Below are 22,037 nucleotides of genomic sequence, written 5' to 3'. Positions count from 1 at the left end.
ACAAAGTTCCAGTCCGTTGTAACGAATGTGAAGTATCAGGAAGTGATTGGTCATGAAGTTGGCTGACACATTTCACTCGCCCCGCCGGGGCTCTCTGCTGAACTCGCTGACCGGCGGGCGACTCGGGGGCCGCCGCGGTTCCACGACGATGTTCCCCGCCGAAGCGGAGCGACTCATCACACCCGCCGAGCTCAGACGGTTCGGCGTACGGTCCTAGCGCCCTTCGAGGCTCGTCGCTGTCGCTCCTCGCACCTCAGGGAGCAATGGGGGACGCTTCTTCGGATCAGGGCACGTCGCCTTCGGCGACGACTCGCACGCTCATCCCGCCGACCGACACCACATCGCCAATCGTCAGCTGACGGCCGCGCCTGGTCTCCACCTCGTCGTTCACGGTGACCAGACCGTCGGCGATCACCTCCTTGGCCTCGGCCCCTGACTCGATCAGGTTGGCGAGTTTGAGGAATTGGCCGAGTCGGATGGAGTCGTCCCGGATCGTCACGTCGTACACGGCTTCGATCATGCCGTTCCACCGCCCGCCGGGCCACCTCGGCCGTCGGGGACGCAAGACGATCTGTGCCGGACGGGGCCAATCCGCGTGGAGTGCCGGGACATACCTCTCATCCCGACTACCTTTTACGCATGGCCACCGACACCCCCCTCGCGCCGGTCGACCCCGAGAATCCCGGCGAGCACCGCGACGTGGGACCGCGGACGCCCACCGCGGCCGACCGCAGGTCCCTCGCGCTGCTCGACAAGATCCGACGGCCCTCCGGGTTCGGGTCCCGCGCCCCGCACATCGCCGGCACGATCGTCGGTGTCCTGGCGGCAATCGCGTTGCTGTCCAGCCTCTTCCCGGCGATACGGCATCTGATCCACGACCCCCGCCGCTACGTCGACGACTACCTCATCACCCTCCCCGACACCAGCTTCGCCTGGGCGTTCGTGCTCGCCCTCATCGCCGTCGCGCTCTCGGCCCGCAAGCGGATCGCCTGGTGGATCAGCGTCATCTACCTGATCCTGTTCATGGCGACCAACGCGCTCTATCTCGTGCCGTCGCTGGCCGACGACCTGGGCGTGACGCGGTGGGACCGCACGAACATCTACCTCGGACTGTTCATCGACGCGCTTGCCCTGATGTTCCTGCTGTCGACATACCGCCAGTTCTACACACGGGTCCGCAAAGGCGCCGTCCTGGCGGCGTTCGGCACCCTGATCGCCGGACTGGCGATCGCGACGCTGCTGGGCTGGGCCCTGGTGTGGGCGTTCCCGCACACGCTGACCCGAGGCGACCGGTTGCCGTACGCGTTCAACCGGGTCGTGGCGTTCGGCGCCATCGACCAGGATGCCTCGTTCGACGGTCGGCACACCCACCTGTTCGTGAACGGTCTGCTGGGACTGTTCGGCGCGCTGGCGCTGATCGCCGCGGCCGTCGTGCTGTTCCGGTCGCAACGGCTGCGCTGGCTCATCACCGCCGAGGACGAGGCGCTCATCCGGGCGCTGATCACGCGATTCAACGACGACGATTCGCTCGCGTACTTCTCGACCCGTCGCGACAAGGCCGTCGTGTTCTCGCCCGATGGTCGGGCAGCGATCACCTACCGGGTGGAGGTAGGCGTCGGACTGGCGGGCGGTGACCCGATCGGCGATCCGGAGTCGTGGCCGGATGCCATCGCCGAATTCCTCACCCTGTGCGAGAAATACGGGTGGCATCCGGCATCCATGGGGTCGAGCCCGCGTGGCGCGGCCGCCTTCGACGCCGCCGGTTTCGTCTCACTCAACATCGGCGACGAGGCCATCCTGCACACGCGCGAGTTCAGCCTCAGCGGGCCGGCCATGAAGGCGGTGCGCCAGGCCGTGACCCGCACCCGTCGTGCCGGGGTCGGCGTTCGCATCCGACGACACAACGAGATCGGCGACACCGAGATGGCGCAGATCGTCGCGCGCGCCGACGACTGGCGCGACACCGACGAGGAACGCGGCTTCGCGATGGCGCTCTCGCGCATCGGCGATCCCGCCGACGGCGACTGCCTGCTGGTCGAGGCCGTGATGGACGAGGGCACCCCCGGCGAGCGGGTCGTCGGCATGCTGTCCTTCGTGCCCTGGGGGCGCCGGGGTGTCTCGCTCGACCTGATGCGTCGTGACCGGCACGGACCCAACGGCGTCGTGGAGACGATGGTCGCCGAGTTGTGCCGTAACTCAGAGCAATTGGGCATCACCGAGGTGTCGCTGAACTTCGCGGCGTTCCGGGCGTTCTTCGAGCAGGGCCCCCAGATCGGGGCCGGGCCCGTGATGCGGATGGGCTACTCGATCCTCATGTTCGGCTCGCGGTTCTTCCAGATGGAGTCGCTGTACAAGTCGAATGCGAAGTATCTGCCGGACTGGCAGTCGCGCTACCTGTGCTTCGAGGACAGCCGGATCCTGCCCCGGGTGGGCCTAGCCGCGATCGTGACCGAGGGTTTCATCACGTTGCCGCGCTTCGGACGGGCCAAGCACTACACGCAGGGGCCGCCGTCGATCCCGCCCGGTGTCAACGCGCCCGCGCTCATCGCCGAGCTCGACGCCGAGGCAGCCACACCCGAGGGTGCGATCGTCCACCGGCCGGAACAGGTGCGCGTCCGACTCGAGAAGATGGACCGGCTCGTCGAGCGCGGGTTCGATCCGTACCCGCCGGCCGATCAACCCACTCATACGATCGCGGCGGCCAAGGCCGAACCAGAGGGAACCGTCGTCACCGTCGCCGGACGCGTGACGCGACTTCGGGACTTCGGCAAAGTGGTGTTCGCCGACGTCCACGACTGGTCCGGCGAGGTGCAGGTGCTGGTCGAGGATTCCCGGATCATCCCGGGCACACCCGATTTCGGTACCGACGTCGACCTCGGGGATCTGATCCAGGCCCGCGGCGTCGTCGGCACGAGTCGGAAGGGTGAGCTGTCGATCCTGATCGACGCCTGGCGGATCAACGGCAAATGCCTGCGTCCGCTACCCGACAAATGGGCCGGCCTCACCGATCCGGAAGCGCGTGTCCGCCAGCGCTATGTCGACCTCGCCATCAACGAGCAGACGCGCAAGTCGCTGGCGACCCGCAGTCTCGTCGTGAAGTCGTTGCGTGACTTCCTCGGCGCTCGTGGCTTTCTCGAGGTCGAGACGCCGATCCTGCAGCAGATCCACGGCGGCGCGAACGCCACCCCGTTCCAGACGCACATCAACGCCTACAACCTCGACCTGTATCTGCGGATCGCCCCGGAGCTCTACCTCAAACGACTGTGTGTCGGCGGGGTCGAGAAGGTCTTCGAGATCGGCCGCAATTTCCGCAACGAGGGTGTGGACTTCAGTCACAACCCGGAGTTCACGAGTCTGGAAGCCTATGAGGCGCACAGTGATTACCTCAAGATGCTCGATCTGACGCGCGAGATGATCCAGTACGCGGCGACGGCGGCCTACGGGGAACCGGTCATCGTTCGCACCGATGCCGACGGAAACGAAGAGCGCGTCGACATCTCCGGGGAGTGGCCGGTCAAGACCGTTCATCAGGTGGTCTCGGAGGGCGCGGAGCAGGACATCACGCCGGAGACCTCCGTCGAGGAATTGCGCGCGGTGTGTGACCGCCTGGAGATCAATCACCGGCCCGACTGGGACGCCGGGCAGATCGTCCTGGAGTTGTACGAGCACCTCGGCGAGGATCGCACCACCTTCCCGACCTTCTACACCGACTTTCCGACGTCGACGTCACCCCTCACCCGCGCGCACCGGAGCAAGCCGGGCGTCGCCGAGCGATGGGACCTCGTCGCCTGGGGCGTCGAACTCGGCACGGCCTACACCGAACTCACCGATCCGGTGGAGCAGCGGGCACGTCTCACCGAGCAGTCGATCCTGGCCGCCGACGGCGATCCCGAGGCCATGGAACTCGACGAGGACTTCCTGCAGGCACTGGAATACGCGATGCCGCCGACCGGAGGTCTGGGTGTCGGTGTCGACCGCGTGGTCATGCTCATCACCGGACAGTCGATCCGCGAGTCGCTCGCGTTCCCGCTGGCGAAACCGCAGGACGCTTGAGGTGCCTTGGCACCCTGGGGTCCTGTGTGATGAGCGTTCCTAAGCGTGATGTACACCATCCTCAATCTGTGCGACGCTGAAGACGCTGCGCAGCGCAACTTGTCTCATGAATAGCTGACCTGGAGGCTCAGAGAGATGAAAAGTGCGCGGAGAGTTGTGGTTTCGATCGCCGCGTCGGCCGTGATGCTGACGGGATCGGGTGTGGGACTCTACGGCGGTGTGGCCGGGGCGGCACCCGTTGGCGAGGGTCACGGCCTGAGTACCCCTGCGGGAGCGGGTTTCAGCTCGTTCCCGACGATTTACCAGAACTGGTTCTGGCCCAACGTCGGTGTCCGTATGGAGTTCAATACGCTCTTCAATGCGGCGCAGACGCGTGACATCGCGCGTACCGGGATCGTGCCGGCTTTCGCCGGAACGGATCTGCCGTACAGCGGGATCGGCAGGTGGCTCGATCGAGGGGAACTCCAGAAACTCGTAATGACCGGTGGGTGTTTCGCGGTCGGCATCCGGCGGACCGAGGTGCTGTCTCCGGTGACGAAAAAGAAGGTCGCGTGGGCCGTCCAGACCTACCGCACTCCCGGGAACACGCCCCGGGATGTCGCGGCCGTCTGCGAAACCGGCGGGGACAACGGAGGCGGCGGGGACAATCGAGGCGGGGATTCGAATCAGGGCCTCTGATTCTGATCCGGCCACCGCTCGCCGAAACCCGCCTGACCCGAGGTGACAGTTGAGGTGTCGCACGGGACAGGTCCATGCGTGTGACTTCTTCACGTTTGAGCCCGCCCCCCCGTTCGCCTCAGCCGCAGAGTGCTCCGACGGCGTCGTGGTCGTGGGTGGGGATCACGCGCACGGTGTGGCGGGCCAGGTGGAGCCGGTGCAGCGTCGCGAACGCCGCGTCGCGGTCGTCGTCGACGAATTCGCCGGGGATGCTCGGCTTCTGGCGCAGGCGCGCTACCTGCTCGAAGTGCCAGGCCGCATCGCCGGCGAGCAGGACCGGGCCGGAGGACGTGCGGGCCAGGACGCCGACGCTCCCGGGGGTGTGCCCGCCGAGGTCGACGACGACCACGGAGCCGTCGCCGAACAGGTCGTGGCTCGCGACGAATGTGGACACGGGCGGGCCGTCGAGTTCGTAGTCGAGGATCGGTCGGCCGTCGGTCAGAGCCGCCCGCACCCCGCCGACCGGTGGTCGCGTGCCCGCCAGTATCCATTCGCGTTCGGGCCGAGGTAGCCACACCGGCAGGCCGGGCAGGTCCAGCAGGCCGCATACGTGATCCCAGTGAGCGTGCGTCGGCAGGGCGAAGTCGGGGGAGCGGTGCAGCGGCCGCAGCTCGAGACCGTCGGCGGTGCTGACCGTCGACCGCGGCGGGGTGACCAGCGGGCGCAAGATCGTCGGCAATTCGGGCAGGACGCGGTGATGGGCGTCGCGGCAGAAGCCGGGATCGACCAAGAACGCGGCCTCGGGGTGCTCGACCACGAAGGTCGTCATCGCCGACGACGCGCGACGCAGGGTACGAGCTCCCTCGGCGAGGCCGGCGAGCGGTACCCGTCGCGCAACCTGGGGCAGGGCGCGCACCCGGACCGTCACCTCGCCGTCGGGGAGCCCGGCGTCCTCGATGGCGTCGATGAGTCGCCGGTCCGGCGGGCGCGGCCGGAACGCGCCGCGCACGGCGAGCGCACCCGTGCGCAGCATCTCGGCTGGCGCCGGGCCCGGCTGGCGAAAGGTGGCCACCGCGTATTCCTACCCCGACCGCTAGGTGCCCGCGCCGATTCCGGGCAAGCGGATGTCATGTGTAGTTCACCGCGGAGAGGTTTTGGGTACCACTCCGCCGTCGTTGAATGGTCCTGGCCCTTCGAAGGGCCTGCTGTCCTCCCAACGGGCTACAACCGAACACAATGTGTAACGACGCGCTAGAGTCCAACGACCTATTCATCGACCCCCGACGTCTGACGAGAGGTACCGGAATGGTTGTCGAAGAGCTCGCACACCAGGACCGTCGGGCGGACCGTCGCTGACATGCAACCGACCCACATCCGGTTCACGGCGACTCCCGGGCAGCCACCGAGTCTTCCCGTGCCTCGTCCCCGACCCGGCAGCACCTGAAACCGTGGCGCCGAGGGAGAGCGACGCCACCGCGAATGCGGATCATGGGGGCGGGGGAGAATCGCAGGTCCTACGGGACCTGCTGGCCCTGGTGGCCGAAGGCGACCGTGCGGCGTTCACGCGTTTCTACGACCTGACCAGTTCGCGGATCTATGGCCTCGCCGTCCGGGTGGTGCGTGATCGGCACTACGCCGAGGAGATCGTCCAGGAGGCCTACCTGCAGTACTGGCAGCGTGCCGCCGATTACGACCCGACCCGCGGATCGGTGATCACCTGGATGATGACGATCGCGCACCGGCGCGCCGTCGACCGGGTCCGTACCGAGGACATGCAGACCGAGCGGTTGTCGGAGTACGGCGTCCGGGCCGCCGAACCCGAGATGACGCAGGATCTTCCGCTCGAAGCGGTGCTGCGGTCGGTGGAGGTGAGCGCAGTGCATACCTGCCTCGGACATCTCACGGAGCTGCAGCGAGGAAGCCTCGAGATGTCGTACTTCGGCGGACTCACCTATCCCGAGGTGGCGGCACGCACCGACACACCCCTGCCCACCACGAAATCCCGCATCCGGGACGGCCTGAGACGGCTGCGGAGCTGCCTGGACGCGCAGGACGACCGCTGACGGATCGGCTGTGAGCGCGTCGTGCCGTCCGGCGACGCCGCGCCATCCGCGCGGGCACACTGGACGCGTGCACGAGACGACACCCGACGCGGGTCTGGATTCACCCGGTGAGTTCGTGACGGTCGGGGAGCATCGGCTCCACGTGCTGGACGAGGGTTCGGGACCGCCGCTGCTGCTGATGGCGGCGCTCGGGAGCAACTGGTTCGATCTCGATCCGTTGGTGGCGCGGCTCTCCTCGTCGTGGCGGGTCATCCGCTATGACCGGCCGGGTTACGGGCTGTCCGATCCCATCGGCCGGGGTCATCACCCGTCGCTGCTGGGCGAGGTGGAGCGGATGGCCGCGGTGCTGGACGCTCGGGGTATCACCGAACCGGTTGTCGTCGTGGGGCATTCGCTGGCGTCGCTGTATGTGGAGGCGTTCGCACGCCGATATCCCGAGCGGACCGCGGGCGTCGTCATCCTCGACGGGTCGTTCGTCCTGGTGCCGTGGCGGATCGTCCCGCTGTCGTTCCGGGTGGGCAACGCCCATCGGGTGGTCGGTGCGGCGCGCGCGGTGACGAGCCGCGTCGGGATTCGTCGCTGGCCCAGTTTCCAGGTGTGGAGCCGCGTCGTGCCCGCGCCACCGGAGGGTCGAGGCGAGCAGCAGCGCCGATGGAGTACGCGCGTCTTCGGGCAGCCGCCCTACCTCCTGGCCCTTCTCGTCGAGAACGCCGCCTTCGGATCGATGAACCAGACGTTGCGGAGTCTGCGACGGTCCGAGCCGATGCCGGACGTCCCGGTGATCGTCGTCGTGGCGTCGTCCAGGCTCCCGGGGTGGCGCCACTTCTGGGAATGGAAGCAGCGACGGTACGCCGACGTGCTCGGTGCCCGCGAGATCGCGGTACTCCCGAGGGCGCGGCACTTCCTCGTGTCGGAGCGCCCGGACGACGTCGCCGAGATCATCGGCGGGGTGCGGCCCATCCCTACCCGCGAGTAACCAGCTACTTGCGGTTACACCTAAACTGTTCGGCATGAGCGAGCTGACCTTCACCCCGACGGCCGACCTCGTCGACGACATCGGCGCCGACGTCCGAAGCTGCGACACCCAGTTCACGCAGTTCGGCGGAAACCGGGAGTTCGTCGGACGGGTGTCGACGGTCAAGTGCTTCCAGGACAACGCCCTGCTGAAGTCGGTTCTGGGTGAATCCAACCCCGGCGGGGTGCTCGTCGTCGACGGCGACGCGTCGGTCCACACCGCACTGGTCGGAGACCTCATCGCCGAGCTCGGCCGCTCCAACGGCTGGGTGGGGATCATCGTCAACGGCGCCATCCGCGACGCCAAGACCATCGGCGGGATGGCGATCGGGGTCAAGGCCCTGGGTACCAACCCGCGCAAGTCGACCAAGACCGGCGCCGGTGAACGCGACGTCCCGCTGACCATCGGCGGCGAGACGTTCACCCCCGGCGACATCGTCTACTCCGACGACGACGGCATCGTGCTCGTCGCCGCGGGAGACAACCAGTAGAGCCCCGACCGCAGACCACGATCGACATCGAAGACCGGACACCCGCACAGCGCTGAGGAGCACCGCCATGCCGAAGCCCACCGCCGACTATTTCGCTCGCCTGGGTGCGCTCGTCGCCATCGACGACGCCGCGAGTCGTCCCACGCGCCCCGTCCTCGAGGCGTTCAGCGGGACGGAGATGGCGACCATCCCGGTCGCCACCGCCGACGATCTCGAGGTGGCGGTCGCCCGGGCCCGCCAGGCGCAGGAGGGATGGGCGGCCCGCACGCCGGCCGACCGCGCCGCGATCATCGACCGTTTCTCCGACCTGGTCCACCGCAACGCGGCGTCGTTGATGGACATCGCGCAGGCCGAGACCGGCAAGGCGCGCATCTACGCGCAAGAAGAGGTCATCGACGTCTCGATCACCGCGCGGCACTACGCGACGAACGGACCCAAGCTGCTGGCCGATCGCAAGGTCAAGGGCATGCTGCCGGGCGCGACCAGCGTGCGCGTGCGGTACCTGCCCAAGGGTGTGGTCGGCATCATCAGCCCGTGGAACTACCCGCTGACACTGGCCGTGTCCGATGCGGTGGCCGCCCTGATCGCCGGCAACGGCGTCGTGATCAAGCCGGACAGCCAGACGCCGTACTGCGCGCTGGCCCTGGCCGAGTTGCTGTACGAGGCGGGTCTGCCGCGTGAGCTGTACGCCGTGGTGCCCGGGCCGGGAAGCGTTGTCGGACAGGCGATCATGGCCACTACCGACTACGTGATGTTCACCGGCTCCTCGGAGACCGGTGCCACCCTCGCCGAACAGGCCGGACGTCGGCTCATCGGCTTCTCGGCCGAACTCGGCGGCAAGAACCCGATGGTCGTCACCGCGAGTGCCGACATCGCCAACGCCGTGCGCGGCGCGGCGCGCGCGTCGTACTCCAACTCCGGGCAGCTGTGCATCTCGATCGAACGGATCTACGTCGACAAGAAGATCGCTGACGACTTCGCCGAGCGGTTCGCCGCGTATGTGTCGACGATGAAGCTGTCGGCCTCCTACGATTTCAGCGCCGACATGGGTTCACTGGCCTCGGCCGCGCAGATCGACACCGCCGAAGCACACGTCGAGGATGCGGTCGCCAAGGGCGCGAAGGTGCTCGCCGGCGGCAAGCGTCGCGCGGACCTGGGCCCCTTCTTCTTCGAGCCGACGGTCCTCGCCGACGTCACCGACGACATGGTGTGTTTTGCGAACGAGACCTTCGGACCCGTCGTCTCGATCTACCCGGTGGACTCCACCGACGAGGCGATCAAGCTCGCCAACGACACCGACTACGGCCTCAACGCCAGCGTCTTCGCCGGTAGCAGCGCCGAGGCGCAGCAGGTGGCCGAGCAGCTGCGCGCCGGGACGGTGAACATCAACGAGGGTTACGCCGCCGCGTGGGCGTCGACGGCGGCCCCGATGGGCGGCATGGGTATCTCCGGGATGGGACGCCGGCACGGTGACGAGGGGCTGCTGAAGTACACCGAGCCGCAGACCATCGCCGAGCAGCGTTTCATCGGCATCGACCGCATGCCGGTGGTCCCGACGAGCATCTACCGCGCCATCACGCCGACCGCCGTCCGCGCGTTGAAGTACCTGCCGGGCCGGTAAGAGAGTAAGAGAGCTCACTCTCTGCTTTGTTCGGGAGTGGGATGACTCGTTCCCTCGACGGCGTCGAGTAGGACGAATTTCCGTCCACCTCAGGGTGTGGGAAGGGCAGATTGCCCTCCGACCTCGCTCACAGGGACGCAAATCCCTCACCCCGGACGGCGTCGCGTCGCCACCACCCGGTCGCTCCGGTCGGGCCGCGACGTCGCGGCATCTGGCGTGCCTGGGGAGCACGATTTCGCTGATCGAGACGCCCGATGTCCTGCCCCGTGGGTGTGAGCGTGGTTACGGTAGGCCTTGTGACCCGAACACGTCATGGACGCAAAAAATCCGTCCCATCACCGGCCCGTGGGCTTGTGACGATGACCGCGTCCGCGGCTGTCGTGGCTGGGCTGTTCTTCGCCGGCCCGGCGGCTCATGCTCGAGTGCCGCTGCAGGTCACTGCTGTGACTGGCGGGATGACCATCCCCTGGGGTGTAGTTGTTGCACCCGACGGCACCGTGCTTTCCGGTGAGCGCGCGGGGCGGTTTGTTGCAGTGCGCCCCGGTGGAAAACGTGTGAACGTCAGAGCAGACCTGTCGAAGATCTTCGCTGTCCACGAGGCTGGCCTCATGGGGCTCGCCATCGACCAACGGTTCTCGGACAACCGGCGTGTGTATTCATGTCAAGCGGAGTACACGGTGCCCGGCGCCTTTGTCGTGCCGGAACCTCTTGCCGGCGCACCTCTTCCGGCCCCACAGACTGGTCCGACCATCAAGGTGGTGTCGTGGGGGTTAGTGCGGACTGGACGCAGATGACCCGTGAACGGACGGTCCTCGGTGGAATCCCCGTGACGTCCTCCGGCAGTCGTGCCGGATGCGGCCTTTCCGCTACTGCCGACAGCCTCTGGGTCGGTACCGGCGACACAGGCACACCATCCGTTGCCCAGGACCAGAAGTCGCTGGGCGGCAAAGTTTTACACATCAAATTCGACGGTACGCCCGCTCCGGGAAACCCGAACCCGCGCAGTCCGATCTATAGCCTAGGGCATCGCAACGTACAGGGCGTGGCGGTCCAGCCCGGCACTGGTCGCGTGTACGCCATCGAGCAGGGCACGAGCCGCGACGACGAACTGAATCGCATCGTCGCCGGGGGCAACTACGGCTATAAGCCCGACCGCACACCGATCATCTACGACGAATCGGTGCCGATGACCGATCCGGTACGGGTCCCCGGCGCGATCGGTCCGGTCTGGAGTTCGGGCAACGAGACGATCGCTCTGCCGGGAATCGCATTCCTGCCCGAAACCGGTTGGGGCGCATACAACGGCGGCGTCGTGCTGACGGCGCTCAAGGGCGAACGACTGGTGTTCCTTAAGCTCTCCGACGACGGACGCCACGTGGTGTCGCGAACCGAGGCCCTGAAGGACGAGCATGGTCGCCTGCGCGGGGTGGCCGTTGCGCCCGACGGCTCGCTGATCCTGACAACCAGCGACGGCGAAGGCGCAGACCGCATCCTGCGGGTGCGCTGGGACGGCTGAGCAATGTGCACAACTTGGCCGTCGGACACGCAATCGACCGTGATCGTCGGCGCACCGAAGTTCGCCGGTGGTACCGGCGGTCCGGCGCGCGTGATCGCCATGGTGTGAATCGGACACAGAAAGGTCATCGATGACGACGCGCATCACCCGGTTCGACCGCGGACCCCACACCTTCGACGTCACCGACGAAGGTCCGATCGACGGTGAACCGATCGTGCTGTTGCACGGGTTCCCCCAGCGGGCCTCGTGCTGGGAACTGGTCGCGGAAATCTTGCACGACAACGGGTTCAGGACCCTCGCACCGGACCAGCGTGGGTACTCGCCCGGTGCTCGCCCCGCACGCCGACGGGACTACGTGCAGAGCGAACTGGCCGCGGACGTGCTCGCCCTGCTCGACGCCGCCGGCCTCGAACGAGCCCACGTCGTCGGCCACGACTGGGGCGCACTCGTCGGGTGGGCGGTCGCCGCGCACCATCCCGAGCGGGTGAAGACGCTGACCGCCCTGTCTGTTCCGCACCCAGGGGCCTTCCTGCGCTCGATGCGCCACGGACAGATCTTCCGGTCCTGGTACATGGCCGCCTTCCAGGTTCCGGTCCTGCCCGAGAAGTTCCTCGGCTGGGCGATGCGAACACAACCGGACTTCGGGGAACGGATGGGACTTCCGCAACCGTTCGCGTCGCGGATCGCCCGTGAGATCGGTGACTACGGCGCCCTTCCCGGCGCGCTGGGTTGGTATCGCGCGATGTTGCTCCCCGACAAGCGATCCGCGCCCCGGCCGGTCCGCGTCCCGACCACGTTCGTGTGGGGCGACGCGGACCCGGCGATCGGCGAGGAGGCGGCCCGCCTGTGTTCGGGGTGGGTCGACGCGAAGTACGAGTTCATCGCGTTGCGCGGTGCCGACCATTGGCTGCCGGAAGCGCACGCCGACGACGTTGTCGCTGCGGTCCTCGACCGGGTCGGCGATCTCGCCCCGGCGAACGGTTCGACCACCGCCCCGTCGGCGGTGGGACCGTCAGCGCAGGACTCGGCGTAACACGACGAAGACGATCAGCGCGACCACAGCTGCGAGCCCGGCATACGCGGGCGTGAGATTGGTGGTCGGGGGTTCAGTGGGCGAACCCGAGCGCAACTGTGCGAAAGTCGCACGGGCGGCGTTCGATTCGGCGACCACATCGACCGGCGGGTGCGCGGGCGTGGGATCGGCGGGCGCGGGGGCCGAGGACGCGGTCGGGGCCGGCTTCGGGGAGTGCGTCACCGGCGGCTCGGGGGGCGACGCCGGGGTCGTGGCCGACGATACTTGAGGCGCTTCGGGTTCCGGGGTCGGAGTCGGCGGATCCACTGGCTCCGGGGCGGGCGGCGCCGACTTCGGCGGCGCCTTCTTGGCCGGTGCCTTCTTGGCTGCCGACTTCTTCGCCGGTGCGGCCCCGGCGGCCTTTTTCGCGGGGCTCTTCTTGGCCGGTGCCTTTTTCGCGGGGCTCTTCTTCGCCGCCTTCTTCGGCGGAAGCTTGTCGCCGCCGGATTCCGCGGCAGCCGTCTCCGGCGAGGCCTTCTTCGCTACCGGCGCGGCGGGTACGGCGTCGGGTACGGAGGCGGACTCTTCCGGTGCGGCGATCGGGAACAGCGCCTGCTCGTCTTGGTTCGACTCACCGGCGGACGGCGTGGCGTTCGGATCCGGCTCGGTCATACGGCGCTCCCTCGCAAGTATCCGGCAGGCGCCCGGCAACTGCTGCGCCGCGCGACACGTTCGCACCCATCCTAATGGTGTGCCCCGGAACCGGGCACCGGCGACCGGATCCCGCAGCCTGTTCCACACGTGCCGCTGATCGCTCGCCGATCTCACCCGACGGGCCGCCGTCCACCGGCGCGGCGAGGACCCGGCTCGGACCGTGGGTCAGGAACGGACCCCGAGCCGCGCGAGGATGTCGGCGTCGACGGCTTCGAGTTCGTCGGCGATGGACTTGTGGGCGGTGCGGCGCTGACCGGCCGACATCGTCTCGGCGGTCTGCACCGCGATGTCCAGATTGTCGAGGCGCTTGGTCATCGCCGCGACGAAATCCGTGGAGTCGGAGCTGGTGTCCTGCGCGACGACCTTCTCCAGTGCCGTACGGGTGGTCGCGATCCGCGCGGACAGGGTCGCTCCGTGACCGCTGAACTGGCGCAACACCTCCGGTGAGACCCCCGCGCGGTTCGCCTGCAGTGTGGAGAGCTGTTCGCGTCCGGCGACCGCGGCCCGGTAGACGACGGGTGCGGCGATCGGTGCCACGAGCCGGGCGACGGTGAGGTAGCGCTTCACGCTGGCCGGGCTGAGAGCCTTCGCGTCGGCGGCGGCCTGCGCCTCGACGGCGAACTTCTTCGCCTCGGCCTTGCTCACCTTCGTCTGGGACTTGGCGAGCTGCTTGGCGGTCTTGCGCTCGGCTTTCATCTCCTTCTGGAAGTACTTGTGCTCGTTCTTGCGCCGGGCCTTTTGTTCCTTGCGCCGCGACTTGGCGTCGAACTTGGCCTCCAGCTTGGCTTTCGCCTTGAGAGCCTTGGCCTCTGCCTTGCGCTGAGCACGAGTCGTACCGTCGGAGGAGAACAATCCCATCGAATGCCCTTTCGCTGCTGCCGAGAAGACCGCAGTCGACCCCCGGCCTGCTCTCGTTCCGCTCCCGGCGCCGGTGTCGACCGGCTCGCTCGATCGCGTCCGGCGCCGCACTTCGTGGCCCCGCTCGCTTCGCTCCCGACGTCAGGCGCGCGTGATAACAAGTACAAGCATGACATGTGGTTGTATCCGACCACGTGTCCGTCCGTTCGAGCCCGGAAAGGGATGGCGTGGTCCCTGTCGTGTTGTCGCCGCGCGACCTCGCCGGTTGCGAGCACCGGGTCGCCCTCGACTTCGCGCACGACAGACGTCCCGCCGACGAACCCGATCCGCCTGGCGTGCAGCGTCGCAAGGAGGCCGCGGCCGACCATCGAGCGGCGATCCGCGAGCTGCTCCGCGGGGTACACAGCGATCAGCCGGGCGCGTTCGTGGTCGTCGACGCCGATGCGAGCACCGCTGAGCGCGTCGCGGCCACGCTGCGTGCCTGCGACGCCGGGGCGTCGTGGATCTGGAACGCGACCCTGCCGACCGACCGGGAGCACGGGCGCCGTGGCCATTCCGAACTGCTGGTGCGGGTCGGGGACGGCTACACACCGGTCATCGTCGTCAATCACCGGGTCAGCCAGCCGGCGAAATCGACGCCGGAACCGGACGGGCGTGCGCCCAGCCTGGTGACCAGTCCGTTCTGGATGTGGGCACCGAGCCCCGACCCGTATCGGACCGGCCGGCCGAACCGACGGGACAACCTCCGGCTGGCTCATCTCACCGCCATGCTCGTGGAGATCGGCAGGGCGTCGTCGACCGACACGACGGAGTTGCGCGGCGGCGTGATCGGCGTGGACGCGGACTGCATCGTCGTCCTGGACACCGGGGCGATGCTCGAGGACTACTCGGCGATCCTCGAGCATCGGCTCGCGGTCGCGGGTGGGCAGGTCCCCACCGAGCCCCGCCGGATCAGCGAATGCCGTTCGTGCCCGTGGTGGGTGCGCTGCGGACCGGAGCTCGAGGAGAAGCGCGACGTCAGTCTCGTGGCGAGCGGCAACCAGGGTTCGGTCCTGATCGATGCCGGGATCACGACGATCGACGAACTGGCCGCACAGCGCGGGGCCCCACCGGAGGGCTGGCCGGGCGGCGTCCGGTTCGGCGACGCGATCATCAACGCGATCGCCTGGCTCACCGGCACCGAGCTCGTCCGGCGCGTCGACTCGCCGCGGGTCCACCGCGCCGACATCGAGATCGACGTCGACATGGAGAGCTACGGCGAGCACGGGGCGTATCTGTGGGGGACACTGCGCACCGACACCACCGACTCGTCCGCGCCCGTCGAGTACCGCCCGTTCGTCACCTGGGACCCGCTGCCCACGCGCGACGAAGCGCGGTCGTTCGCCGAGTTCTGGGGATGGCTCATGGCCGAACGCGCCGCCGCCCGCGAGGCCGGGAAGACGTTCGCGGCCTACTGCTACTCCCAGCAGGCGGAGAACCGATGGCTGCTGGGGTCGGCCGACAGATTTGCCGGCGAGCCGGGCATCCCGGCGCGCGCCGAGGTCCAGGCCTTCATCGCATCGTCGGAATGGGTGGACATCTACGAGGCGGTCGGCGAGAACTTCATCTGCCCGCGGGGCAAGGGCTTGAAACGAGTGGCGCCGGTCGCGGGGTTCTCGTGGCGCGACGACGACGCGAGCGGCGAGGCGTCGATGGAGTGGTACCGGGCAGCTGTCGCGCTCGGGGGCGGGCGCCCCGACGACGGGCAGCGCCGGCGACTTCTCGAATACAACGAAGACGATGTCCGTGCCACAAAAGTGTTGCGCGAGTGGATGACCGACGGCGCGGCCGCGCAGGTGCCCCACGAGCGGGATCTGCTCGACCGGTTCCGGGCGAGCTGACGACCTCAGCCGAACCGCTGGGTCGAACGTCTCGTCGCCGCGTGTCAGGGACGCATCGAGCGCAACGAGTCGAGGAACGACCCGCTGCCGAGCAGGGCGACGGCGCCGAGCAGCAACAGTGCTCCCGGCGCCACGCCGAGGACGAACTTCCGCACCGACGTCAACGTCGAGTCCTCCGGCACACCGGGCGAGGCCTGCGGCGGATCGACCGGCGGACCCGCTGCACCCGAAACCGTCTGCGAGGTGTCGGTGCCGTCGGCTTCGACGTCGGTGTCGGGCTGTGGAGAACGACGATCGGTGTCCGGCCCGCTGCCGGAGCCGGAGTCCGGAATCGGCCCGGTCGAACCACCTCCACCAGGCGGGGCGACCGTCGGTACGTCGGCGACGGCCGGACCGGTGTTCGCGGGGGCGCCGGCCGGGTCGGACCCGCTCACATCGCCGTCGGACGCCGAGGGAGCGTCCTCCTCCCGGCGGGTGCCGGGGGACGGGTCGTCACCGTCGCCATCGCTCCCGGACGTGGTCTCGCGCCCGGACGTCGACGGATCCGGATCGTCGGTCGTGGTCGTGGTCGTGCTGGTGGTCTCGCTCGTCGTGTCCGACGTCCCTGGCATGGGCCACGATCCACAACCGCAGCCCGTGGGATGAGACGGTGCGGAGGACTCGTCCGTGGTCTCGGGATCGGTGCTCTCGGGGTCCGTGGATTCGGGTTCGGTCGTCTCGGGGTCGCTGGTGTCCGAGTCGTCGGTCGGCGAGCCCGCGGGTGTGTCGGTGTCGGTGTCGTCGACCTCGTCCGTGTCATCGGGATCGCTGTCGGCGTCACCCGCCCAGTCGGCGCCTGGCGCATCGGGGCCAGGTGGAGCTGTCGACGCCACCCCGGGCGCGACGACGATGAAGAGAATCGCGGCGAGAGCGATCAGAAGGACGGCGAGACCACGCGGCTTGGCACGGGCGCCGCGGTGGGTCGGGAGACGGTGGCTCATCGTTCGTCAGGCGTACAGTCGAGGGGGTGAAACATCGTCGTTGACACCATGCGGCAAATCGACGCGCACCGCGGGCCGAACCCGAATGTTCATCTGACGGATCCGCGTCGGCAACCCATGACCCCCATGAATGTGAAGAACGCCACACTAACGATCGTTACACCATCTTCACAGGTGATACGCGCAGAGCGCGGCGGTCCGGTACTTTCTGATCGTACCGATCGTTGCAACGGCCGTGTACAGCGGGCTTTAATGCTTGCAAATTCAAATTTTTGCGTTTCGGAGAAGATTGTCATGACTTCAGGAGGGGCGGAGAAGCCTATGGGCGACACCGGACGCACCGACTCCGATCGTTCGAGGACGACGGACGCGGATGCTCTCGACCCCGGGCTGTTCGCCCGGCGGCTCGAGGAACTGTTCCGGACGGTTCCTGGTCCGAACGGTAGGGCGTACAGCGCGAAGGCGATCGCGGCGCGATCGACCGAGCGGGGGTTCCGGCTCGGCGAGTCGTATCTGAGCCAACTGCGATCGGGGAAGGCCAAGTCTCCCTCGTTCCGCACGGTGGAGGGCATCGCGGCCGCTTTCGGGGTCGACGTGCACTATTTTCTCGAGGATCGGGCCGCGCAGCGTACCCGCGACGAGATCGATCTGATGCGGTTGCAGGCCGACACGAACGTCCAGCTGGCGGCCTTCCGCTTGGCCGGGTTGTCGAGTGATTCGGTCACGGTGGTGAACGAGCTGATCAAGGTGCTGCGCGAGCAGCAGGGTCTGCCCAAGGATCCGCCGGACGTGATCGCGGCCGGTCTGAGCGACACCAAGCCGTCGGCCGATTCGCGGCTTCGCGTCGTCGGAGACCACAGCGACGACTGACCGCCGGTGAGGCGTTCGCGGAGCCATTCGTTCCGGACCGAGGGGTGTCGGCCCGGACAGGCCAGCGAAGTCGATCGCTGCGGGTGGATTCCGGCGTGGTGCGCGCTCGTGATTCGATGAGCTCATGCGTCGATCCGAGCGCGCATTGCGCGCGTTGTGCCGCGCCGAGCTGAAGGGGCTCGATCTCGATCTGCCCCTCGACGTGGCTCAACTCTGCGAACGGTACGGTGACCGTCGCGGTCGGCCCATCCGCTTGATCGAGCATGCCTTGCCCGCGGGAGTTCCCAACGGCATCTGGTTGGCCGCGACCGACGCGGACTACTTCTTCCACCAGGCCCACACCTCACGCTTGCACCGCAACCAGATCGTCGTCCACGAGTTCGGCCATCTGATCGCCGGCCACCAGATCCTCGGTGAGGCCTCGGCGGCGGGGATCGCCGCCCTGACGCAGGACGAATCGGCAGCCGCGCTCCGGCGCACGTGCTACTCCGACGACGCCGAGTGGGAAGCCGAGATGCTCGCCTCGTTGATTCTCGGCTGGGCCGAGGACGCCGGCACCGGCGTCGGGAGCACCGCATCGCACGGCGAACTGCGTGGACTCCAGAAACTGTTGGGGGGTCATCGCGGATGGCTGTGACACGCCGGTCGGTTGCGGCACCGGGAAGAATGTGAGTCCCTGTTGGGCGTGATCACTGTCGCGGGCGGGGGCCCGACGGTCAATCTGCTGGCCTCCGGGGTGGACGTCGGGATCGGCGCGGTCAACGCCGTCGCCGCGGTCGTCTTCGCCTTCGCGTTCTGCTGGCGCCTCGATCAGATCCGCCGTGCGGGATGGGGGTTGCAGCCGCTGGCGATGATGATCGCCGTGGCGGCGCTGACCCTCGCATTCGTCGTCGTCGACGACTCGGTCGCCGACGTGCTCAACGAGGTCGGTTTCACCGGCCTGTCGAGGGTGGCGTTCTACGCGCTCCTCGCGATCGGGGTCGCGGCGCTCGTGGTGGTGTTCTTCTTCCCCGGGAAGGTCACGCGCGAACGCCGGACCGGATGGGAGGCGTTGCCCCTCGTCGTGGCACTCGTCGGGCTGCAGGTGACCATGCTGGTCATCCCGGTCGAGATCCGGACCGCGACCATCGACGAATGGACCGTCCAGAACTGGGGTTTCGCGCTGTTCATGCTGATCGCCAGCGGTTACCTCGCCTACGGCTTCGTCGCCTGCGTCAACAGCGTCCGCAAGTTCTATGCGACGGCGGACGGCTATCTCCGTGTGTCCCTTGGCCTTCTGATGACGGGTCTGACGTGTCTCGCGGTCGGCGCGGTCTGTCAGATCGTGTTCGTGATCGTGTCCGCGACGAACGTCGTCCGGTCGCCGTGGCTTCTGACGACGAATCGGGCCGTCGCCATCGTCGGCGTCGTCACGTTCCTGGTGGGGATCAGCTATCCGATGGTCTACGCGCGGGCTCAGTCGGTCGCGGCCAACCGGCGTCGTCGACGCCTCGACGCCGAACTCGTGCCCCTGTGGCGACTGGTGACCGACGCGGTCCCCGAAGTGGTGCTACCGGATGCCGGCCGGCTGACACCGACCACCCGATTGCATCGGCGCGTCGTCGAGACCCGAGACGCGTTGACGCAGTTGAGTCCTCGGGTCCCGGCGGTGTTCGGGTATGCCGAACCCGAGGTGCAGGCGAGGCTGTTGCGGGCCGCCGTGGCCGGACACGATCCGCGAGAGGGTGACGGCGGTGCCGTCCGAGACCTGGCGCCGGCGGATGGCGAGGGTCTCGAAGCGGATGCCGCGCCGTTGATCAGACTGGCCCGGGCGCTCGACGCCGTGCAGATGGTCGAGGAGCCGGCCGACCGGTGACGCGCCGGCCGGCCCTCGAACGGGCGAAGTCGCCTCAGGTGAATCCAACGAGTCAGTCGGACTAGCGCGGCGCCATCCGGATCGCGCCGTCCATGCGGATGGTCTCTCCGTTGAGGTAGTTGTGCGCGACGATGAACTCCGCCAATTGCGCGTACTCGTCGGGCTCGCCGAGACGTTGCGGAAACGGGATGCCCTCGGCGAGGGTCTTCTGGAACTCGGGGGTGACACCAGCCAGCATCGGCGTGCTGATGGTGCCGGGGGCGATGGTGCACACGCGCACGCCGATGCGTGCGAGGTCGCGGGCTGCCGAGATGGTCATCGCGTGCACACCACCCTTCGACGCCGCGTAGGCGATCTGACCGATCTGGCCTTCGAACGCGGCCACCGATGCGGTGTTGATGATGACACCGCGCTGACCGTCACCGTCGATGGTGGACTCTTCCTGCATGCGGTTGGCGGCCAGTCGCATGACGTTGAAGGTGCCGACCAGGTTGATGTCGATGACCTTGCGGAAGAGATCGAGCTCGTGCGGGCCCTTCTTGCCGAGTATCCGTGCGGCCCAGCCGACGCCGGCGCAGTTGACTGCGACACGCAGCGGTGCCCCGGACTCGGCGATGGTGTCGATGACGGCCTGGACCTGGGTCTCGTCGGTGACGTCGGCCGCGACCAGCGTGACTCCTTCGGTGGGCGCGGCCTTGTCGATCGAGGCCTGCAGGTCGAGGCCGAAGACCTGGGCGCCGGCTGCGGCGAAACGCCGTGTGGTGGCCGCACCGAGGCCGGAGGCCCCGCCGGTGACCAGTACGGAAGCGCCTGAAACGTCCATGTGTGAGGTGATCCTTTCGCGGTACCCGACCCGTTCTCCTGCCGGCCGCGCCGCCGTCGTCGGCGACGCCGCTCCGGCTCGTGCTGCAGTTTCACGATAGTCAGACGACTCGCACCAACCGCGAAAGACCCCCTGAATTACCGAACGAGCGCTCGGACGCTCTCGTCGGAACGGAGGCGGTTCTCCCGGCGGATCAGCACGATGCCGATCCCGGTGATGATCACGACCGCACTCAGCGTGCCGGCGATCACAGGTACCGACGCACCGATCAGACAGTCGGTGATGAGCCAGGCCGCGAAGGCGAAGAAGAGAACTGCCGCGCCGATCGCGATGACGCGCTCGGGGAGGTGGCGGCCGAGGAGCACACCCACGCCGATGGCGAGCGCGTCGGCGGCGACCATGCCGAGCGTGGACCCGATCCAGACCCCGAGCCAGTCGTTGTCGGTGGCCAACGTGATGGTCGCGAGCATGGTCTTGTCGCCCAGTTCGGCGAGGAAGAACGCCGACATGACGGCGAAGAACACCGAGGCGCCTACGCGGGTCGCCCGACTGGACTCCTCGTCGTCGAGCCGGTCTCCGCGCAGCGTCCAGAGGCCGAAGACGAGCATCGCCAGGCCGGCGAGGATCGTCAGGAGCGTGGTGGGTATCGACAGACCGAGGAAGTGGCCGAAGAACACCGAGACCGCGTGCACCGCGGTGGTGGCCACGGTGATTGCGAGGAGGACGACCCACCAGCGATAGCGCAGGGCGTAGGTCATCGCCATCAGCTGTGACTTGTCACCGAGTTCGGCGACGAAGATCACGCCGAAGCTGAGGAGCAGGGCGGCAATCACGGACGCCAGGTTAGTCAGCGCTAACTCGCGGACGCAACTCGTCGAAGACCCGTATTTCCGCAGGTAGGGCCATCAAAATCAGATGTTCGGGGACCCGTATCCACGGGGTCGGTGACCCGTCGTATGGCCTTCGGGCGTCCGCCCCGCTCTACGCTGCGAGAAGCATGGCCAGCACGGCGGTGTCGGGGTCGGCGTTGGGGTCGATACCCACCTGATTGCGGAGGTTGACCACCGTGCCGTCGGCCTCCGCCTCAGCCCATCCCGCCCGGTGTTCGAGCCCGAGTTCGGGCAGTCCGGGTAGCAGCACGCAGCCGGAGGCGACCTGCGAACACTCGGGCAGAGACGGGCGCGTCTGCGACGGGGGATGCAGCATGACCAGGGCCGGCGGATTGTTCAGGAAGCGGCCCGCCTCGACGAAGCTGTCGTCGACGACATTGCCGATCGCGACCATCATCCCGACGGTGTCCGCCTCACCCTGCTCCGGACGCTGCTCGACCACGCCGAAGATCGTCGTCGTGGGCAGGAAACCCGGCCGGCAGGCGATCCGAACCGAGGCCACCAGCGTCTGCGTCCACTCGAGCGTCGACTCCGGCCAGCGGCCCGAGATGAGAATGCCGTTCAGTGTGCCCTCGTGCTGGAACGGTGTGAGGCCGATCGGAATCGATTGCATCATGTCCTCCTCCGACCCGGGCACGACCTCGGGGTGATCCACGGACTGGGGACCGACGGCCGACCCTGGTGAGAAGACCATCCACCGGTGGCGAGGCGTCGACAACTCGAATCACCGTGTTGTGATG

At 68.0% G+C, this 22,037-nt stretch carries 19 protein-coding genes and 1 pseudogene; 12 read left to right on the top strand and 8 right to left on the bottom strand.

What is annotated here, in order from left to right:
- Window positions 1-283 precede the first annotated feature (283 nt).
- Window positions 284-520, bottom strand: a complete 237-nt coding sequence (locus B1818_RS03220; RefSeq protein WP_058253697.1) for an RNA-binding S4 domain-containing protein — start codon at window positions 518-520, stop codon at window positions 284-286.
- Between the two features lie 119 nt (window positions 521-639).
- On the opposite strand from B1818_RS03220, the gene lysX reads away from it, so the two are divergent.
- Window positions 640-4,053, top strand: a complete 3,414-nt coding sequence (gene lysX / locus B1818_RS03215; protein WP_058253698.1) for a bifunctional lysylphosphatidylglycerol synthetase/lysine--tRNA ligase LysX — start codon at window positions 640-642, stop codon at window positions 4,051-4,053.
- A 156-nt stretch (window positions 4,054-4,209) separates the two neighbouring features.
- Window positions 4,210-4,731, top strand: a complete 522-nt coding sequence (locus B1818_RS03210; protein ID WP_078111904.1) for a hypothetical protein — start codon at window positions 4,210-4,212, stop codon at window positions 4,729-4,731.
- 118 nt (window positions 4,732-4,849) lie between these two features.
- On the opposite strand, the gene B1818_RS03205 is transcribed toward B1818_RS03210, so the two are convergent.
- Window positions 4,850-5,782: an MBL fold metallo-hydrolase gene (locus B1818_RS03205; protein WP_254859535.1), complete on the bottom strand. Its 933-nt coding sequence runs from the start codon at window positions 5,780-5,782 to the stop codon at window positions 4,850-4,852.
- Between the two features lie 376 nt (window positions 5,783-6,158).
- Here B1818_RS03205 and sigK point away from each other — a divergent pair, with 376 nt between their 5' ends.
- From sigK to B1818_RS03175, 6 genes and pseudogenes are all read left to right on the top strand, one after another.
- Window positions 6,159-6,773 (top strand): ECF RNA polymerase sigma factor SigK, encoded by a 615-nt coding sequence (sigK, locus tag B1818_RS03200; protein WP_068969995.1) that lies wholly within the window; start codon window positions 6,159-6,161, stop codon window positions 6,771-6,773.
- A 67-nt stretch (window positions 6,774-6,840) separates the two neighbouring features.
- Window positions 6,841-7,749: an alpha/beta fold hydrolase gene (locus B1818_RS03195; protein ID WP_078111902.1), complete on the top strand. Its 909-nt coding sequence runs from the start codon at window positions 6,841-6,843 to the stop codon at window positions 7,747-7,749.
- A gap of 34 nt (window positions 7,750-7,783) precedes the next feature.
- The gene (gene rraA / locus B1818_RS03190) at window positions 7,784-8,278 is read left to right on the top strand and encodes a ribonuclease E activity regulator RraA (protein WP_078111901.1); all 495 of its coding nucleotides are present in this window, start codon (window positions 7,784-7,786) and stop codon (window positions 8,276-8,278) included.
- A 67-nt stretch (window positions 8,279-8,345) separates the two neighbouring features.
- Complete coding sequence (locus B1818_RS03185; RefSeq protein WP_078111900.1) at window positions 8,346-9,899, top strand: succinic semialdehyde dehydrogenase; 1,554 nt, start codon at window positions 8,346-8,348, stop codon at window positions 9,897-9,899.
- A gap of 296 nt (window positions 9,900-10,195) precedes the next feature.
- Window positions 10,196-11,415, top strand: a pseudogene (locus tag B1818_RS03180) (sorbosone dehydrogenase family protein).
- A gap of 130 nt (window positions 11,416-11,545) precedes the next feature.
- The gene (locus B1818_RS03175) at window positions 11,546-12,448 is read left to right on the top strand and encodes an alpha/beta fold hydrolase (RefSeq protein ID WP_078111899.1); all 903 of its coding nucleotides are present in this window, start codon (window positions 11,546-11,548) and stop codon (window positions 12,446-12,448) included.
- Here B1818_RS03175 and B1818_RS03170 read toward each other — a convergent pair.
- Window positions 12,428-13,099, bottom strand: coding sequence for a hypothetical protein (locus B1818_RS03170; protein WP_078111898.1), 672 nt, complete (start codon window positions 13,097-13,099; stop codon window positions 12,428-12,430). The genes B1818_RS03175 and B1818_RS03170 overlap by 21 nt on opposite strands.
- A 207-nt stretch (window positions 13,100-13,306) precedes the next feature.
- The gene (locus B1818_RS03165) at window positions 13,307-13,999 is read right to left on the bottom strand and encodes a DUF6474 family protein (protein WP_068969999.1); all 693 of its coding nucleotides are present in this window, start codon (window positions 13,997-13,999) and stop codon (window positions 13,307-13,309) included.
- 227 nt (window positions 14,000-14,226) lie between these two features.
- On the opposite strand from B1818_RS03165, the gene B1818_RS03160 reads away from it, so the two are divergent.
- Window positions 14,227-15,879: a TM0106 family RecB-like putative nuclease gene (locus B1818_RS03160; protein WP_058253705.1), complete on the top strand. Its 1,653-nt coding sequence runs from the start codon at window positions 14,227-14,229 to the stop codon at window positions 15,877-15,879.
- Window positions 15,880-15,923: 44 nt separating this feature from the next.
- Here the strand turns inward: B1818_RS03160 and B1818_RS03155 are convergent, their stop codons facing one another.
- Window positions 15,924-16,859 (bottom strand): hypothetical protein, encoded by a 936-nt coding sequence (locus tag B1818_RS03155; protein ID WP_078111897.1) that lies wholly within the window; start codon window positions 16,857-16,859, stop codon window positions 15,924-15,926.
- A gap of 294 nt (window positions 16,860-17,153) precedes the next feature.
- Between B1818_RS03155 and B1818_RS03150 the strand changes: the two genes are divergently transcribed.
- The 3 genes from B1818_RS03150 to B1818_RS03140 all read left to right on the top strand — a co-directional run bounded on the left by B1818_RS03150 (window position 17,154) and on the right by B1818_RS03140 (window position 19,584).
- On the top strand, window positions 17,154-17,729 hold the full coding sequence (locus B1818_RS03150) for a helix-turn-helix transcriptional regulator (RefSeq protein WP_058253707.1): 576 nt from the start codon (window positions 17,154-17,156) through the stop codon (window positions 17,727-17,729).
- Window positions 17,730-17,853: 124 nt separating this feature from the next.
- The gene (locus B1818_RS03145) at window positions 17,854-18,366 is read left to right on the top strand and encodes a hypothetical protein (RefSeq protein ID WP_058253708.1); all 513 of its coding nucleotides are present in this window, start codon (window positions 17,854-17,856) and stop codon (window positions 18,364-18,366) included.
- 42 nt (window positions 18,367-18,408) lie between these two features.
- The gene (locus B1818_RS03140) at window positions 18,409-19,584 is read left to right on the top strand and encodes an MAB_1171c family putative transporter (protein WP_078111896.1); all 1,176 of its coding nucleotides are present in this window, start codon (window positions 18,409-18,411) and stop codon (window positions 19,582-19,584) included.
- A 61-nt stretch (window positions 19,585-19,645) separates the two neighbouring features.
- Here the strand turns inward: B1818_RS03140 and B1818_RS03135 are convergent, their stop codons facing one another.
- The 3 genes from B1818_RS03135 to B1818_RS03125 form a co-directional block, all read right to left on the bottom strand.
- Window positions 19,646-20,407, bottom strand: a complete 762-nt coding sequence (locus B1818_RS03135) for an SDR family NAD(P)-dependent oxidoreductase (protein ID WP_058253710.1) — start codon at window positions 20,405-20,407, stop codon at window positions 19,646-19,648.
- Window positions 20,408-20,544: 137 nt separating this feature from the next.
- The gene (locus B1818_RS03130; protein ID WP_058253711.1) at window positions 20,545-21,240 is read right to left on the bottom strand and encodes a TMEM165/GDT1 family protein; all 696 of its coding nucleotides are present in this window, start codon (window positions 21,238-21,240) and stop codon (window positions 20,545-20,547) included.
- Between the two features lie 148 nt (window positions 21,241-21,388).
- Window positions 21,389-21,910, bottom strand: a complete 522-nt coding sequence (locus B1818_RS03125; protein WP_058253731.1) for a hypothetical protein — start codon at window positions 21,908-21,910, stop codon at window positions 21,389-21,391.
- Between the last annotated feature and the right edge of the window lie 127 nt (window positions 21,911-22,037).

The organism is Gordonia sp. IITR100 (genome assembly GCF_002009645.1).
Taxonomy (GTDB): Bacteria; Actinomycetota; Actinomycetes; order Mycobacteriales; family Mycobacteriaceae; genus Gordonia; species Gordonia hongkongensis.
Note: the sequence above shows the minus strand (reverse complement) of the source record. Positions and strands in the feature narration are given on the sequence as shown.